This window comes from Arthrobacter sp. 10N44_2 (genome assembly GCF_056394385.1).
On the sequence record NZ_JBFTHT010000001.1, the window covers coordinates 55,232 to 70,024 of the forward strand.

Annotated in this window: 12 protein-coding genes; 8 read left to right on the plus strand and 4 right to left on the minus strand. The window is 66.3% G+C overall.

Annotated features, from left to right (window positions below):
* Positions 1-14: 14 nt before the first annotated feature.
* The 3 genes from AC1DBX_RS00305 to AC1DBX_RS00315 all read left to right on the plus strand — a co-directional run bounded on the left by AC1DBX_RS00305 (position 15) and on the right by AC1DBX_RS00315 (position 2,808).
* The gene (locus AC1DBX_RS00305; RefSeq protein WP_026266422.1) at positions 15-674 is read left to right on the plus strand and encodes an ATP-dependent Clp protease proteolytic subunit; all 660 of its coding nucleotides are present in this window, start codon (positions 15-17) and stop codon (positions 672-674) included.
* 131 nt (positions 675-805) lie between these two features.
* Entirely contained in the window at positions 806-2,089 is a 1,284-nt protein-coding gene (gene clpX / locus AC1DBX_RS00310) for an ATP-dependent Clp protease ATP-binding subunit ClpX (RefSeq protein ID WP_476856918.1), read from the plus strand.
* Positions 2,090-2,202: 113 nt separating this feature from the next.
* Positions 2,203-2,808: a mycothiol-dependent nitroreductase Rv2466c family protein gene (locus tag AC1DBX_RS00315; protein ID WP_459386006.1), complete on the plus strand. Its 606-nt coding sequence runs from the start codon at positions 2,203-2,205 to the stop codon at positions 2,806-2,808.
* A gap of 540 nt (positions 2,809-3,348) precedes the next feature.
* Here AC1DBX_RS00315 and AC1DBX_RS00320 read toward each other — a convergent pair.
* Together AC1DBX_RS00320 and AC1DBX_RS00325 are read right to left on the minus strand one after the other, a co-directional pair.
* Positions 3,349-3,495, minus strand: a complete 147-nt coding sequence (locus tag AC1DBX_RS00320; protein ID WP_155855732.1) for a hypothetical protein — start codon at positions 3,493-3,495, stop codon at positions 3,349-3,351.
* Between the two features lies 1 nt (position 3,496).
* Positions 3,497-3,970 (minus strand): DUF6325 family protein, encoded by a 474-nt coding sequence (locus tag AC1DBX_RS00325; protein ID WP_243177222.1) that lies wholly within the window; start codon positions 3,968-3,970, stop codon positions 3,497-3,499.
* A gap of 286 nt (positions 3,971-4,256) precedes the next feature.
* On the opposite strand from AC1DBX_RS00325, the gene AC1DBX_RS00330 reads away from it, so the two are divergent.
* Positions 4,257-4,550 carry a putative quinol monooxygenase gene (locus tag AC1DBX_RS00330; protein ID WP_290370347.1) on the plus strand — a complete coding sequence of 98 codons (294 nt, stop codon included), beginning with the start codon at positions 4,257-4,259 and terminating at the stop codon, positions 4,548-4,550.
* 90 nt (positions 4,551-4,640) lie between these two features.
* Here AC1DBX_RS00330 and valS read toward each other — a convergent pair whose 3' ends face one another.
* A complete protein-coding gene (valS, locus tag AC1DBX_RS00335; protein WP_476930794.1) occupies positions 4,641-7,259 on the minus strand; it encodes a valine--tRNA ligase in 2,619 nt (872 codons plus the stop codon).
* Between the two features lie 106 nt (positions 7,260-7,365).
* Between valS and AC1DBX_RS00340 the strand changes: the two genes are divergently transcribed.
* The 3 genes from AC1DBX_RS00340 (at position 7,366) to AC1DBX_RS00350 (ending at position 9,826) form a co-directional block, all read left to right on the plus strand.
* Entirely contained in the window at positions 7,366-7,755 is a 390-nt protein-coding gene (locus tag AC1DBX_RS00340) for a DUF488 domain-containing protein (RefSeq protein WP_476930795.1), read from the plus strand.
* Between the two features lie 27 nt (positions 7,756-7,782).
* On the plus strand, positions 7,783-8,574 hold the full coding sequence (locus tag AC1DBX_RS00345) for an SDR family oxidoreductase (RefSeq protein WP_223917446.1): 792 nt from the start codon (positions 7,783-7,785) through the stop codon (positions 8,572-8,574).
* A 172-nt stretch (positions 8,575-8,746) separates the two neighbouring features.
* Positions 8,747-9,826, plus strand: coding sequence for a glycerophosphodiester phosphodiesterase (locus AC1DBX_RS00350; RefSeq protein WP_476930796.1), 1,080 nt, complete (start codon positions 8,747-8,749; stop codon positions 9,824-9,826).
* Here the strand turns inward: AC1DBX_RS00350 and AC1DBX_RS00355 are convergent.
* Positions 9,823-10,884, minus strand: a complete 1,062-nt coding sequence (locus tag AC1DBX_RS00355) for an endonuclease/exonuclease/phosphatase family protein (protein WP_476858317.1) — start codon at positions 10,882-10,884, stop codon at positions 9,823-9,825. The genes AC1DBX_RS00350 and AC1DBX_RS00355 overlap by 4 nt on opposite strands.
* 444 nt (positions 10,885-11,328) lie before the next feature.
* On the opposite strand from AC1DBX_RS00355, the gene ileS reads away from it, so the two are divergent.
* Complete coding sequence (ileS, locus tag AC1DBX_RS00360; protein ID WP_476930797.1) at positions 11,329-14,793, plus strand: isoleucine--tRNA ligase; 3,465 nt, start codon at positions 11,329-11,331, stop codon at positions 14,791-14,793.

Genomic DNA, 14,793 nt, shown 5'->3' on the forward strand with positions numbered 1-14,793 from the left:
CAGGAGCAATGAACATGAACTACAACTTCGGTTCGACTGCCGGCAACCTGCCGAGCAGCCGCTACGTGCTGCCCCAGTTCGAAGAGCGCACCCCCTACGGCTTCAAGCGCCAGGACCCGTACACCAAGCTGTTCGAGGACCGCATCATCTTCCTCGGCGTCCAGGTCGACGACGCCTCGGCCGACGACGTCATGGCCCAGCTGCTGGTGCTCGAGTCCACCGACCCAGACCGCGACATCACGCTCTACATCAACTCGCCTGGCGGTTCCTTCACCGCCATGACCGCGATCTACGACACCATGACGTACATCCGGCCCGAGATCCAGACCGTCTGCCTCGGCCAGGCGGCCAGCGCCGCCGCCGTGCTGCTCGCGGCCGGCACGCCGGGCAAGCGCCTCGCACTGCCGAACGCCCGCGTACTGATCCACCAGCCTTCGCTGTCCGGCGGACAGGGCGGGCAGGCCTCGGACCTCGAGATCCAGGCCGCCGAGGTCATGCGCATGCGCTCCTGGCTCGAGGACACGCTGGCCAAGCACTCCGGCCGGACGCCGGAACAGGTCAACAACGACATCGAGCGGGACAAGATCCTCACGGCCGCCGAGGCCATGCAGTACGGCCTCATTGACCAGGTCCTCGATTCCCGCAAGATCAAGCCCCAGGCAATCGCGCGCTAATCAGCAATCCGCGGCGCCGGTGCGGCATTTTTACTTGGCCGCACCGGCGTCCGCTTTCCACCCAACGGGCCCAAAGTGACCTAGAGTGGAACATGTCACAGCCAGCAGCAAGCTACTAAAGGGGTTCACACATGGCTCGGATTGGCGAGAGCACAGATCTGCTGAAGTGTTCTTTCTGCGGAAAGAGCCAGAAGCAGGTCCGCAAGCTCATTGCCGGGCCCGGCGTCTACATCTGCGACGAGTGCATCGAACTCTGCAACGAGATCATCGAAGAGGAACTCGCGGAAGTAGCTGACCTGGGCAGTTTCGAGTTGCCCAAGCCCCGCGAAATCTTTGATTTCCTGCAGGAATACGTGATTGGCCAGGAACCCGCCAAGCGTTCGCTCGCCGTCGCGGTGTACAACCACTACAAGCGGATCCAGGCCGGCCACGCGCCGAAGAGCGGCAGCCTCGCCGACGGCGTGCACCACGACGACGTCGAGATCGCCAAGTCCAACATCCTGCTGATCGGACCCACCGGCTGCGGCAAGACCTATCTGGCCCAAACCCTCGCCCGCCGCCTCAACGTCCCGTTCGCCGTCGCCGACGCCACGGCCCTGACCGAAGCCGGCTACGTCGGTGAGGACGTTGAAAACATCCTCCTCAAACTCATCCAGGCCGCCGACTACGACGTCAAAAAGGCCGAGCAGGGCATCATCTACATCGATGAGATCGACAAGATCTCACGCAAGAGCGAGAATCCGTCCATTACCCGGGACGTCTCGGGGGAGGGCGTGCAGCAGGCGCTCCTGAAAATCCTCGAGGGCACGGTGGCCTCGGTCCCGCCGCAGGGCGGACGCAAGCACCCGCACCAGGAATTCATCCAGATCGACACCACCAACGTGCTCTTCATCGTGGCCGGCGCCTTCGCGGGGCTCGAGGACATCATCGGTTCGCGGTCCGGGCGCAAGGGCATCGGATTCGGCGCCCCGCTCAACGAGGTCAAGAACACCACGGATTCCTACGGCGAGGTCATGCCGGAAGACCTGCTCAAGTTCGGGCTGATCCCGGAGTTCATCGGCCGGTTGCCCGTCATCACCACCGTCTCCAACCTGGACCGCGCCGCGCTCATCCAGATCCTCTCGACGCCGAAGAATGCCCTCGTCAAGCAGTACCAGAAGATGTTCCAGCTCGACGGCGTCGAGCTCATCTTCGAGGACGAGGCCCTCAACACCATTGCCGACCAGGCGCTTGAGCGCGGCACCGGGGCCCGGGGGCTGCGCGCCATCATGGAGGAAGTCCTGCTCCCGGTCATGTTCGACCTCCCCAGCCGCGACGACGTCGCCAGCGTCGTGATCACCGAAGAGGTCGTGACCAAGAAGGCGACGCCCACGATGATCGCCCACGACGAGGTCAAACGGCGCAAATCCGCCTGATCCGGAATATTAACGCGGCCAAGGTCGCTGTAATTTTTAGCGCGCCGTGTGCGTGATCCGCGCCGGCGCTTTCCCCGCAGACTTCCCTAAGGAGAACACCTGTGTCTGAAACCATGACCAACAAAGCCGACTTCTGGTTCGACCCGATGTGCCCCTTCGCCTGGGTCACCTCCCGCTGGATCGGTGAAGTCGAAGAAGTCCGCGACATCAAGACCGAGTGGCATGTCATGAGCCTCGCCGTGCTCAATGAGGGCCGCGAGGAACTGCCCGAGCAGTACCGCGAGTTCATGAAGAAGGCGTGGGCTCCGGTCCGCGTCATCACCGCCGCCGCTGAACAGCACGGTGCCGAATTCATCAAGGCGCTCTATGACTCCATGGGCACCAAGATCCACAACGAAGGCATCAAGGACATTGACGAGGTCATCGCCAAGTCGCTGGCCGAGGCCGGACTGCCGGCCGAGCTTGCCGCCGCGGGCCAGAGCGACGAATTCGATGCAAAGCTGCGCGCCAGCCACGAGGCAGGCATCTCGCTGGTCGGACAGGACGTGGGCACACCCGTCGTCGCCTTCAACGGCACGGCCTTCTTCGGCCCGGTCCTGACGCGCATCCCGCGCGGCGAGGAAGCAGGACAGATCTGGGACGCCACGGTGACCCTGGCATCCTTCCCGTACTTCTTCGAAATCAAGCGCAGCCGTACCGAAAGCCCGGTCTTTAACTAGGCCTGAACACGCCGGGCCGGGCCGCTGCCCGGCCTCCCGGGAGCCCCGGCAGAACTACTCCGATGTAGTTCTGCCGGGGCTCTTGTGCACGGCAGGCCGGGGGACAACAATAGGACTTACCCACTTCGAAAGAAGAGGGACGCAGGAACCAAAGATTCAGTGACACTCATCCGACGCAGCCTTCGGCAAAGTCAGATGATGGCTACCAGTGACGAGGTAGGAAGACCTGGAAGTCTAAGGATCCCGCCAGATTGTCTAAGACGTCACGTGACAATCGAAAAGTCGAAGCCCCACCAACGGCTAACGCTGATGGGGCTTCCCCTTTGCCCAAAAACACTTTGCTTTGCCCAAAAACACCGTGCCCAAAAACAGTGCGGCCCAAAGCAGTGTGCTCAAATTCGGCAGATCGCAGTCCCGGGATGTTTCCCCGGTTGGGGGAGCGGGCATTGTGCAGGTGCGCACGACCCAGGCGGGTCCTGCGCACCTGCGGGTGCCCGGGGCCGCCTCCGCGTCGTCAGTCGCGGGGGTCAGCCGAGGGTGTTAGTCGCGGCGGTCTTCCCGGCGGTCGCCGCGGTCGTCACGGCGGTCTTCCCGCCGGTCGCCGCGACGGTTGATCCCGTGGGCGACGACAACGGCCCCGCCGACGGCGGCTGCGGTCCTGCGTCTGCGTCGTGCTGCCAGTGGCATGTCAGGCTCCTTCTATCGCTTCTTCAGGGGACTGGTCTTCGGCGTCGGCCTGGAAGGCGGCGATGACGGCCTGGGTCGGGATCCGGCCGCTGGCCACGAGTTGGCCGCCGGCCTTGCGGACTGCCGTGCCGAACGGGGCCGCCCACAGGTTCTCCCAGACGAGCACCGCGGCGGAGTGGCCGGGCGCGATCGTCTCGGCCAGGTCCATGACATCCTGCTCAGAGAGCACCATGGCCAGGTCGGCCTCGGCCGTGCGCACCTCGCCGAGCTCGCTCGGGTCCAGGTCGGAGATCTCCGCCGTCTCGAGCGTGCCGTCCTCCATCTTCCTCAGGAACACCATGTCGAGCACCCTGACGAGGTCACGCTGGACCAGGTCCTCCAGGAACGGGGCGATCTGGCCCTTGCCGAAATCGGGTCCGGGGAATTCAACGACGATCCAGTCGACCGGCCCCAGTTCATCGAGTGTCTCAGTCATGCGTATGACCTCCGCTTCTTCTTGGGGTTCGAGGCGATCCGACGGACCGCTGCACCTTCATTCTGTGCCCCCGGTGAGGTGCGGCGCCTCACCCGTGCCGGGTGACCTCACGCCTCAGCGGTAGGACTTGCTTGTGCTGCCCCGGTTTCCGGGCCGAAGGAACAAGCCCGGCGGCCCGGCTGTTGCTTCCAATGACGGGGCAGCGGTCCCTGTGCCGTGATCTCCGGGCAACCCGCCCGGTTGTACCCGGTTTTGTCCTGTCCCCACCTGCGAACATTGGAGCGCCATGCCTGTTACAGCCCATCTCGACTTGAACGTCAAAGCCGAAGCCCTGCCCACGGCGCCCGCGGTGCTCCGCGATATTCTCTCCGATACGCGCGCCTTTGACGGCTGCCTCGGCGTCGACGTGCTGGTCGACAGCGCGGATCCGGCGCATTTTCTCGTGGTCGAACAGTGGGTATCGATGGAACACGACGCCGCCTATCGCGCCTGGCGCGCAGGCGACGGCGCTAGCGGGCTGGCAGAACTCCTGGCCGCCCCGCCGGTGCTGACGCACTTCGAGACGTCCTTCGCGGTCTGAGCCTCCCCGCGACGCCGAAGGGGCCCCGCCGGATCAGAATTGCTTCTCTGAACCGGGCCGAGGGCCCCTTCGTGTTGTTTCCGCCGGAGACTACGCCTGGACGGGCGGCTCGGCAGGTGCCAGCACGACGTCGCTGACGGCCAGTTCACCCTCGCCGGCGACAAGCGCCAGTTCACGGGCGTTGGCCGCGGCCTTGAGGTCGGCGAGGCCGGCCTTGAGCTGGGTCGTGAGGGATTCCGAGGCCGTGATCGTCGCGGACAGCACCTCGGTGCGCTGCTTGACCTTGGCCTCGGACTTGGCCTTGCGAATGCCGCTGAGCGCGGTGCCCACCGTGGCCAGGAGGGTAGTGTCGCCGTCGACCGCGATGGCGGAGGGCCACTGGGCGCGGTGCACGGAACCGGTGCGCCACCAGCTCCAGACTTCCTCCGTGGCAAACGGCAGGAACGGCGCGAAGAGCCGCAGGAGGGTGTCCAGGCTCGTCGCGAGGGCGGCCAGCACGGATGCCTGCTGCTCCTCGCCGGCCGCACCGTAGGCACGGTCCTTGATGAGTTCCACGTAGTCGTCGGTGAAGTTCCAGAAGAAGCTCTCGGTGATCTGCAGCGCCCGGGCGTAGTCGTAGCCCTCGAATGCCTTGGTCGCCTGCTCGACGACGTCGGCGAGCTGGGCCAGGACGGCCCGGTCTAAGGGGTTGCTCAGCACGGACAGGTCGCCGGAGACGACCGAGTCCTCGGTGGCGCCCAGGTTCAGGACGAACTTGGAGGCGTTGAGCAGCTTGATGGCCAGGCGGCGGCCGATCTTCATCTGCGCGATCTCGTAGGCGGTGTCCGCGCCGAGCTTGGCCGAGGCAGCCCAGTAGCGCACGGCGTCGGAGCCGTACTCCTCCAGCACATCCGTGGGCACAATGACGTTGCCCTTGGACTTGGACATCTTCTTCCGGTCCGGGTCCAGGATCCAGCCGGAGATGGCCGCGTGCTTCCACGGTGCGGTCTTCTGCAGCGCGTCGGCGCGGACGGCGGAGGAGAACAGCCAGGTCCGGATGATGTCATGGCCCTGCGGGCGCACGTCGAAGGGGTAGACCTTGGCGAAGAGCGCCTCGTCGGTGCTCCAGCCGCCCACAATCTGGGGGGTCAGGGAGGACGTGGCCCAGGTGTCGAGGACGTCCGCGTCGCCGGTGAAGCCGCCGGGCACGTCGCGCTGGGCTTCCTCGTAGCCGGGGGCCGCATCTGCCGCGGGGTCCACGGGCAGCTGCGCGTCCGACGGGACGATCGGTGCGTCGTATTCGGGGTTGCCGTCGGCATCCAGGGGGTACCAGACCGGTACCGGCACGCCGAAGAAGCGCTGGCGGGACACGAGCCAGTCGCCGTTGAGCCCCGAGATCCAGTTCTCGTAGCGGGAGCGCATGAAGGCGGGGTGGAACTCGATCTCGTTGCCGCGGCCGATCAGCCGTTCGCGCCGGTCCTCGTCGCGTCCGCCGTTGCGGATGTACCACTGGCGTGAGGTGACGACCTCGAGGGGCTTGTCGCCCTTCTCGAAGAAGTTCACCGGGTGCATGATCTTCTTGGGCTCGCCGTCAAGCAGTTCCGCGGCGGCCAGGAGCTCCACCACGGACTCCTTGGCACTGAACACCGTCTTGCCGGCGATGGCCGCGAAGTTGGCGCGGCCTTCTTCGGTGGTGATCCATTCCGGGGTCTCGCCGATGATGCGGCCGTCGCGGCCCACGATCGCGCGGGTGGGCAGCTGCAGTTCGCGCCACCAGGTGACGTCGGTGAGGTCGCCGAAGGTGCAGACCATGGCGACGCCGGAGCCCTTGTCCGCCTTGGCCAGCGGGTGGGCCTTGACCTCTACCTCGACACCGAACAGGGGAGAGGTGACCTTCTTGCCGAACAGCGGCTTGTAGCGCTCGTCGTCGGGGTTGGCCACGATCGCGGCGCAGGCGGCCAGCAGCTCGGGGCGGGTGGTTTCGATGAAGATCTTTTCGCCGTCTTCGGTGAAGAAGGGGTAGCGGTAGTAGGCGCCAGCGACTTCGCGGTCTTCGAGCTCGGCCTGGGCCACGGCGGTGCGGAACGTGACATCCCACAGGGTGGGGGCCTCTGCCATGTACGCGTCGCCTGCGGCCAGGTTGGCCAGGAAGGCGCGCTGCGAGATGGCGCGGGACTTGTCATCGATCGTCCGGTAGGTCAGATCCCAGTCCACGGACAGGCCCAGGGTCTGGAACAGGTGCTCGAAGACCTTCTCGTCCTCGACCGCGAGCTCCTCGCACAGCTCGATGAAGTTCTTGCGGGAGATGACGTCGAAGTCGCGCTGGTTCTTGGCGGGCTCGGCCGGGGGGCGGTAGCCGGCGTCGTAGGCGATCGCGGGATCGCAGCGCACCCCGTAGTAGTTCTGCACGCGGCGCTCGGTGGGCAGGCCGTTGTCGTCCCAGCCCATGGGGTAGAAGACGTTCTTGCCGGTCATGCGCTGATAGCGCGCCAGGACGTCGGTCTGGGTGTAGGAGAACATGTGTCCCACGTGGAGGGATCCCGATGCCGTGGGCGGGGGAGTGTCGATCGAGTAGACCTGCTCCCGGGTGGTGTCCGGGTTGAACTTGTAGGTCCCTTCGCCAAGCCAGCGCTGCGTAAGCGCCTCTTCCAGCCCCTCCAGGGCGGGCTTGTCCGGAACGTTGATGGGGGCGGTGGTGGGCGTGTCTGTACCCTGATTGTCTTCAGCCATGGGCCAATTCTTCCACTAACTCCCATCCCCTGATGTACGGGATGCGGCCGGCGGCGGGATCTCCGGGTGTGGGCGCCGCCCAAGTAACGTGAAGTAGCATGCGCAGATGGGCAATTCTCAGGGTAATTCTGCCGGAACCTTCGTGATCAAGCGCATCTACGACGACCCTTCCGACGACGACGGCTGCCGGGTCCTGGTGGACCGGCTCTGGCCCCGCGGAGTCAGCAAGGAACGGGCCCACCTGGAGCTCTGGCTCAAGGACGTGGCACCGTCTGCACCGCTGCGCAAGGAATTCGGGCACATGCAGGAACGGTTCGCGGACTTCCGGGCGGCCTACGAAGCCGAGCTCGAGGGCAACCCGGCCGTGCAGGCGCTGTACGGACTCGCGGCGGAGCACGGGAAAGTGACGCTGCTGTTCGGTGCACGGGACCCGGAGACCAACCATGCCCGGGTGCTGCAGGAGTTCCTGGAGCACGGCAGCAGCAGCAGGAAATGAGCCCGGCATTGCCGTTACTGTGGTGCCATGACTGAGGGAATCGACAACAACACACAAGAATTCACTGCAGCAGGAGCCAAAGCAGCAGTAGTCACCGGCGCCAGCACCGGAATCGGCGAGGCCACGGTGCGTGCGCTCCGCAAGGAAGGCTGGACCGTGTTCGCCGTCGCCCGCCGTGCCGACCGGCTCGAAGCGCTCGCCGCCGAAACCGGCGCCGTCGCCCTTCCCGCCGATGTGACCGACGACGCCGATGTGGCCCGGCTGCTCGATGAGGTGACCCGCGCCGGCGGCATCGACACGCTGATCAACATCGCCGGTGGTGCCCGCGGCGCCGACAAGGTCGCCGGGGCCAAAACCGAGGACTGGGAATGGATGTTCCAGGTCAACGTGCTGGGCAGCATGAAGCTGATCCGCGCGTTCCTGCCCATGCTGCGTGCCTGCGGCGAGGGAACCGTGCTGAACCTGACCTCCACGGCCGGGCTCGCGGCCTATGAGGGCGGCGGCGGCTACAACGCGGCCAAGTTCGCCCAGCACGCCCTGACCGGCGCCCTGCGGCTCGAAGAGGCCGAGCACAACCTCCGCGTGATCGAGGTGGCCCCCGGGCTGGTGCAGACCGAGGAATTCGCCCTGAACCGCCTCGGCGACCAGGACGCGGCGGCCAAGGTGTACCAGGGAGTCGAGAAGCCACTGACCGCCGAGGACGTGGCCGATGTGGTCCGCTACGCCGTCGTCGCGCCGCACCACATCAACCTGGACCAGATCGTGATCCGCCCGGTGGCGCAGGCGGCCAACTACAAGCTGATCCGCAAGAACCAGTAGGGCGGGGCCAGGAGCGGGGCCAAGGGCGGGGCAAGGGGCCGGGACATCCGGCTGCGACACCTGACGTTCACCGAGGCGTGGGGCGCAGGTCAGGCTGCGCTGGTCCGGAGTTGGCCGGGGTTGGGCAAGGTGGCGCATGCAACTGCACACCACCAGAGTGGAGAACTTTCCCATGCGAACCCCGACGAAGCTCGGCGCTGCCGTACTCAGCGCAGCCCTGCTCCTCGCCGCCGCTGCCCAGGCAAACGCCGCCCAGGCAAACGCCGCCGAGGCCCACGCGGCCGACACGAACCCCAACAGCCAGGGCAACCACTTTGACCTCGAGGCCCATCGAGGCGGCATCGGCTTGACTGTCGAGTCAACCCTGGCGTCCTTCGCCAAGGGGATCGAGACCGGCGTTTCCACCCTCGAACTGGACCTCCAGATCACCAAGGACGGCCACGAGGTCATCACCCACGACCGCAAGATCAGCGGCCAGAAGTGCCTGGATACGGCTCCTGTCACGCCGAACGACCCACAGTTCCCCTACGTGGGCAAATACATCAAGGACCTGACGTTCGCGCAGGTCCGCAGCCTGGACTGCGGCACCCTCACGCTGCCCCAGTTCCCGGGCCAGGTGGCCTCGCCGGGCGCCAAGATGCCCACGCTGGCCGAGGTCTTCGCCCTGGCGGACTCGCACCGCGCCAGCCAGGTGAAGTTCAACATCGAAACCAAGGTCGAGGCAGGGGCGCCGCAGGAAACGGCCCCGCGGGAGCAGTTCGTCGACGTCGCGCTCCGCGAAATCAAGGCCGCCCACATGCAGAGCCGCGTCTCAATCGAGAGTTTCGACTGGGGCTCACTGCGCCTGGTCCAGCAGCGCGATCCCCAGATCCGCACCGTGGCCCTGACCAACAAGGACTTCCTCCAGGCAGGCCAGCCCGGCAAGTCGCCGTGGCTGGGCGGCATCGACGCCGATGACTTCGGCGGTGACCTCGTCGCCGCAGCCTCGTCCCTGGGCTTCGACGCCATCTCTCCCGTGCACGGCACGCCGCAGGACGGCGCCGTGACGGATCCGGGCTATGTTCCCTACGTCACCGCCGACATGGTCCGCCGTGCCCATGCGGCAGGCATGCAGGTCATTCCGTGGACCGTTGATGACAAGCCCACCATGCGGGCGCTCATCGGTGCCGGCGTGGACGGGCTGATCACGGATTACCCGGACCGGCTCCGGGACGTGATGGCCGAGTCCGGCATGAAACTGCCGCGCAGCTAGTCCGCCGCGGGGACGGACAACGTGGCCAGGACCGCCGCGTGGTCCGTCCCGGCCACCGGCAGCACGGCATAGCCGCTGCTGCCCACCTGCGGGCTGGTCACGATGTGGTCGATCACCACGCCCGGCAGCGGGGGCCCGGCCATCGGCCAGGTCGGAACCAGCCGTGCCAGGGCGGCGGCGCCCGCGTCGACGCGGGGGCCGCCGGGCCCGGTGCCGTCAGGGCCCTGAAGGATCTGGCGGAACTCGGCGTGGTCGAGGGTGGCGTTGAAGTCGCCCAGCAGCAGCATGCTGCCGGGACGGGCGGCAAGGCGGCCCAGGGCAGCCAATTCACTCCGCCACTGCCCGGCCCGGCCCCACACCGGAGCCTTGGTGTGCACGTTGGTCACGGTGAGGGGGGCCGGCCGGCCGCCGGCGTCGAGCTCCAGCTGCACCGTTGGCATGTGGAAGGCGGAACCGTCCACGGAGTCCACCGGAATGATCGGGCGTGAGGAGTACACGGCGCCGCCGCCCGCGCCGTCCCTCGAGCGGCTGATCCGGTGCGGAAGCAGCGCGTCCAGCCCCTCCGCGTCCAGCCGTTTTTCCAGGTCCGGGGAGAGTTCCTGGACGGCGAGCAGCCCGACACCGTTTTCACGCACCAGCCGGACAACTTCCGCGGCGTCCGCCTGGCCTTTCCAGGCGTTGAGGCTCATGACCGTAAGTTCCGCCGTCGCCGCCGGGGCTGTGGACTGTGCCTGCCCCGTGCTCCGTTGCTCGCCAGGCAGCGAATCCGCCTGCCGGGGCAGAAGCCTGTCCGCCACCCGGTCCGGCGGGAACAGCCACAGCAGCTGGAGGGCCAGGAGGGCGCCGGCCGGGAGGGCCGCCCAGGGACGCCGCCCCGGCAGCGCGAGCAGGAGGGCCGCGCCCGCAGGGAGCGCGAACCAGGGCGTGAAGGCCACGAGCTGGACCACCGGGGCCGGCCAGGGCCCCGGGACCGCCCGGAAGATGGATACCACCGCAACGGGCGCGGCGCAGAGGACAGAGGACACCTGCCACCGGCGGCTGGCGCTGCGGCGCTTCACGGGTAGGCCCGGGGCGGCCGGGGGACGGTCATGGCATGAGTCTATGCAGTCGGACCGCCGGCGTCGCCCCTCACAGCGGAGTTAGTAGCTGTGAAATGCAGTCGCACTGCCCGTCACTGCAGCGGGGCAGTGAAACGCACTATTTTCTCCGGTACCATCGACGTAGCAGCTTTGACCCGGCCATCACCGGTGAGCTTCCGGAAGAACACCCTCGCGTGAGGTGGAGATTTAGTCGCCACGGTGCGTGCACGGGCCAGTAGAACCGGACGGGTAAGCCCGTCACAGCAGTAATGAGCGGCCGACGCCGGTGCAGAACCTTTCGCGAAGGGGAGCGGACCGGTGGCGGTAAGTGAGGTGGTACCGCGGTCCGTGGTGTCGGAAGACAACAGGGCCGTCCTCGCATCCTGAATGCATGTGTTCACCAGCTCAACCCAGGATGTCGAGATGACTTATTACCCCAAGGCCTCCGCCACAGGCGCCGGCTCCACCACCTCTGCGTCAAACGCGGCTTCCAACGCAGTTTCCAACACCTCCGGTGTGTCTGCCTCCGTGAAGTTCCCGGAGATCGAAGAGCGCATCCTCAAATACTGGGACCAGGACGGCACCTTCCAGGCGAGCATCGACCAGCGGGATGCTGGTCAGGACGGGTCCAACGAGTTCGTCTTCTACGACGGCCCGCCCTTCGCCAACGGCCTGCCGCACTACGGCCACCTCCTGACCGGCTACGCCAAAGACCTCGTGGGCCGCTACCAGACCCAGCGCGGCCGCCGCGTGGAGCGCCGCTTCGGCTGGGACACCCACGGCCTGCCCGCCGAGCTGGAAGCCATGAAGCAGTTGGGCATGACGGACAAGACCCAGATCGAGGCCATGGGCATCGACAAGTTCAACGACGCCTGCCGCGCCTCCGTCATGAAGTACGCCGACGAATGGAAGAGCTACGTCACCCGCCAGGCGCGCTGGGTGGACTTCGAAAACGACTATAAGACGCTCAACGTCGAGTACATGGAGTCCGTGCTCTGGGCCTTCAAGCAGCTGCACGAAAAAGGCCTGACCTACAACGGCTACCGCGTCCTGCCGTACTGCTGGAAGGACGAGACGCCGCTGTCCAACCATGAGCTGCGCATGGACGACGACGTCTACAAGAACCGCCAGGACCAGACCGTCACGGTCACGTTCCCCATCACGGCAGGGGACTCGGAGCTGTCCAGGCAGCTCGCCGGGGTACAGGCACTTGCCTGGACCACCACGCCCTGGACGCTGCCCACCAACCTGGCGCTCGCCGTCGGGCCCGACATCAGCTACGTGGTCCTGCCTGCCGGCCCGCACGGGATCAAGGCCGCGGCGGCCGACGCCCCCGTCACGGGCAGCTTCCTGCTGGCCGCGGACCTCCTGGCCGCCTACGCCAAGGACCTCGGCTACGGCGACGGGGCCGAGGGTGCCGCCGCCGCGGAAGCCGCGATCACCTCCCGCCACACCGGCGCCGAGCTCAACGGCTTGAGCTATGAGCCGCTCTGGGACTACTTCCACGACGCCGAAAAGTACGGCACCGAGAACGCCTGGCGCTTCCTCGTGGCCGACTATGTCACCACCACCGACGGCACCGGCATCGTCCACCAGGCCCCCGCTTACGGCGAAGACGACCAGAAGATCTGTGAAGAGGCCGGCATCCCCGTTGTCCTCTCGGTCGACGAAGGCGCAAAGTTCCTGCCGCTCTTCGGCCACGGCGACCTCGCCGAAATCGCCGGGCTGCAGGTATTCGAGGCCAACAAGCCCATCACCCAGGTGCTCCGCGCCCAGGGCCGCCTGGTCCGCCAGGCCAGCTACGAGCACAGCTACCCGCACTGCTGGCGCTGCCGCAACCCGCTGATCTACCGCGCCGTGTCCTCCTGGTACGTCGAGGTCACCAAGTTCAAGGACCGCATGTCCGAGCTCAACCAGGACATCAACTGGATCCCGGGCAACGTCAAGGACGGCCAGTTCGGCAAGTGGCTCGCCAACGCCCGCGACTGGTCCATCAGCCGCAACCGCTACTGGGGCAGCCCCATCCCCGTCTGGCAGTCCACCGACCCGGACTACCCGCGCACCGACGTCTACGGCTCCCTGGCCGAGATCGAGGCCGACTTCGGCCGCCTGCCGCTGAACAAGGCCGGCCAGGTGGACCTGCACCGGCCGTTCATCGACGAGCTCACCCGCCCGAACCCGGATGACCCCCGCACTCCGGAAGAAGGCCAGTCCGTGATGCGCCGCGTCGAGGACGTCCTGGACGTCTGGTTCGACTCCGGTTCCATGCCCTACGGCCAGGTCCACTACCCGTTCCAGAACGAGGAATGGTTCGACACGCACAACCCGGCGGACTTCATCGTCGAGTACATCGGCCAGACCCGCGGCTGGTTCTACATGCTGCACATCCTTTCCACCGCGCTGTTCGACCGTCCGGCCTTCCGCAACGTCATCAGCCACGGCATCGTGCTGGGTTCGGACGGGCAGAAGATGTCCAAGAGCCTGCGCAACTACCCGGACGTCTCCGAGGTCCTGGACCGCGACGGCTCCGACGCCATGCGCTGGTTCCTGATGTCCAGCCCGATCCTGCGCGGCGGCAACCTCGTGGTCACCGAGCAGGGCATCCGCGACGGCGTCCGTCAGGTCATACTGCCGCTGTGGAACGTTTACAGTTTCTTCACGCTGTACACGAACGCGGCAGATGGCGGGCGCGGGTACGACGCGAAGCTCCGCTACGACGGCTACGCCGACACCCTGGACCAGTACCTCATGGCCAACACCGGGGACCTGGTCCGGAACATGACCGCCCAGCTGGACGGCTACGACATCTCCGGCGCCTGCGACGAGCTGCGCAGCTACCTGGACATGCTCACCAACTGGTACGTCCGCCGCAGCCGCCAGCGCTTCTTCGACGAGAGTGTGGACGCCTTCGACGCGCTCTACACCGCGCTGGAGACCGTCACCCGCGTGGCCGCCTCTCTGCTGCCGCTGATCTCCGAGGAGATCTGGCGCGGCCTCACCGGCGGGCGTTCCGTGCACCTGGCCGACTGGCCGGATGCCGGACTGTTCCCGGCCAACCCGGGCCTGGTCGAGGCGATAAATAGCACTCGGGAAATTGTGTCCGTCGGTTCAAGTCTTAGAAAAGCCGCGAATCTCCGTGTGCGTCAGCCGCTCCTTGACATGACCATAGTCCTCCCGGAGAGCCTCAAAGCAACGCTCGCCGCGGTGCAAAAGTCGATGGCCGATGCCTTTGCTCCGACTATGAAGCGGGTGAGCGACGACATCGTCAGCGCCATTCAAAGCGAGCTGAATATTCACAGAGTTAACCTCATGGACGCGATTTCGACGGCGATGGAGGACTACGGCATCGAGCAGAAGCTCGTGGTCAACGCCCGGGCCGCCGGCCCGCGGCTGGGCAAGAACGTCCAGCAGGCAATCAAGGGCTCCAAGTCCGGTGACTGGTCGGTCAGCGAAGCCGGGGTGGTCACCGCCGGCGGCCTCGAACTCGAACCACAGGAGTACAGTCTCGAAACAGTCGCTGCTGGCGCTGGTGTCGAAGGGGCGGCAACTAAAGCGGTGGCCGTCCTGCCAGGTGGAGGATTCGTCGTTCTAAATACTCAGCTGACACCCGAGCTTGAGGCGGAAGGTCTGGCTCGGGACGTGATCCGTGCGATCCAGCAGGCAAGGAAAGATGAGGGGCTGAACGTTAGCGACCGAATCCATACTCTTATCCGAGCAACTCGCGAGGCGGCAGCGCGACTATCACCCTTCGAGAAACTGATCTCTACTGAGACACTCACTTCGGATCTGACGTTTTCGTCTAGTGAGCCAACGACATTGTCCAACTCGCAGGTGGTTTTGGTGGCCGAGGGCGTCGAGAGCGTGTTTGTGAAGAAAGTTGGAGCCTAA

Coding starts and splice junctions, on each gene's coding strand:
- AC1DBX_RS00345 (WP_223917446.1), top strand. CDS start 7,783: ATGACTGAGGGAATCGACAACAACACACAAGAATTCACTGCAGCAGGA.
- AC1DBX_RS00320 (WP_155855732.1), bottom strand. CDS start 3,495: ATGCCACTGGCAGCACGACGCAGACGCAGGACCGCAGCCGCCGTCGGC.
- AC1DBX_RS00330 (WP_290370347.1), top strand. CDS start 4,257: ATGCCTGTTACAGCCCATCTCGACTTGAACGTCAAAGCCGAAGCCCTG.
- AC1DBX_RS00325 (WP_243177222.1), bottom strand. CDS start 3,970: ATGACTGAGACACTCGATGAACTGGGGCCGGTCGACTGGATCGTCGTT.
- ileS (WP_476930797.1), top strand. CDS start 11,329: ATGACTTATTACCCCAAGGCCTCCGCCACAGGCGCCGGCTCCACCACC.
- valS (WP_476930794.1), bottom strand. CDS start 7,259: ATGGCTGAAGACAATCAGGGTACAGACACGCCCACCACCGCCCCCATC.
- AC1DBX_RS00340 (WP_476930795.1), top strand. CDS start 7,366: ATGGGCAATTCTCAGGGTAATTCTGCCGGAACCTTCGTGATCAAGCGC.
- AC1DBX_RS00350 (WP_476930796.1), top strand. CDS start 8,747: ATGCGAACCCCGACGAAGCTCGGCGCTGCCGTACTCAGCGCAGCCCTG.
- AC1DBX_RS00315 (WP_459386006.1), top strand. CDS start 2,203: ATGACCAACAAAGCCGACTTCTGGTTCGACCCGATGTGCCCCTTCGCC.
- clpX (WP_476856918.1), top strand. CDS start 806: ATGGCTCGGATTGGCGAGAGCACAGATCTGCTGAAGTGTTCTTTCTGC.
- AC1DBX_RS00305 (WP_026266422.1), top strand. CDS start 15: ATGAACTACAACTTCGGTTCGACTGCCGGCAACCTGCCGAGCAGCCGC.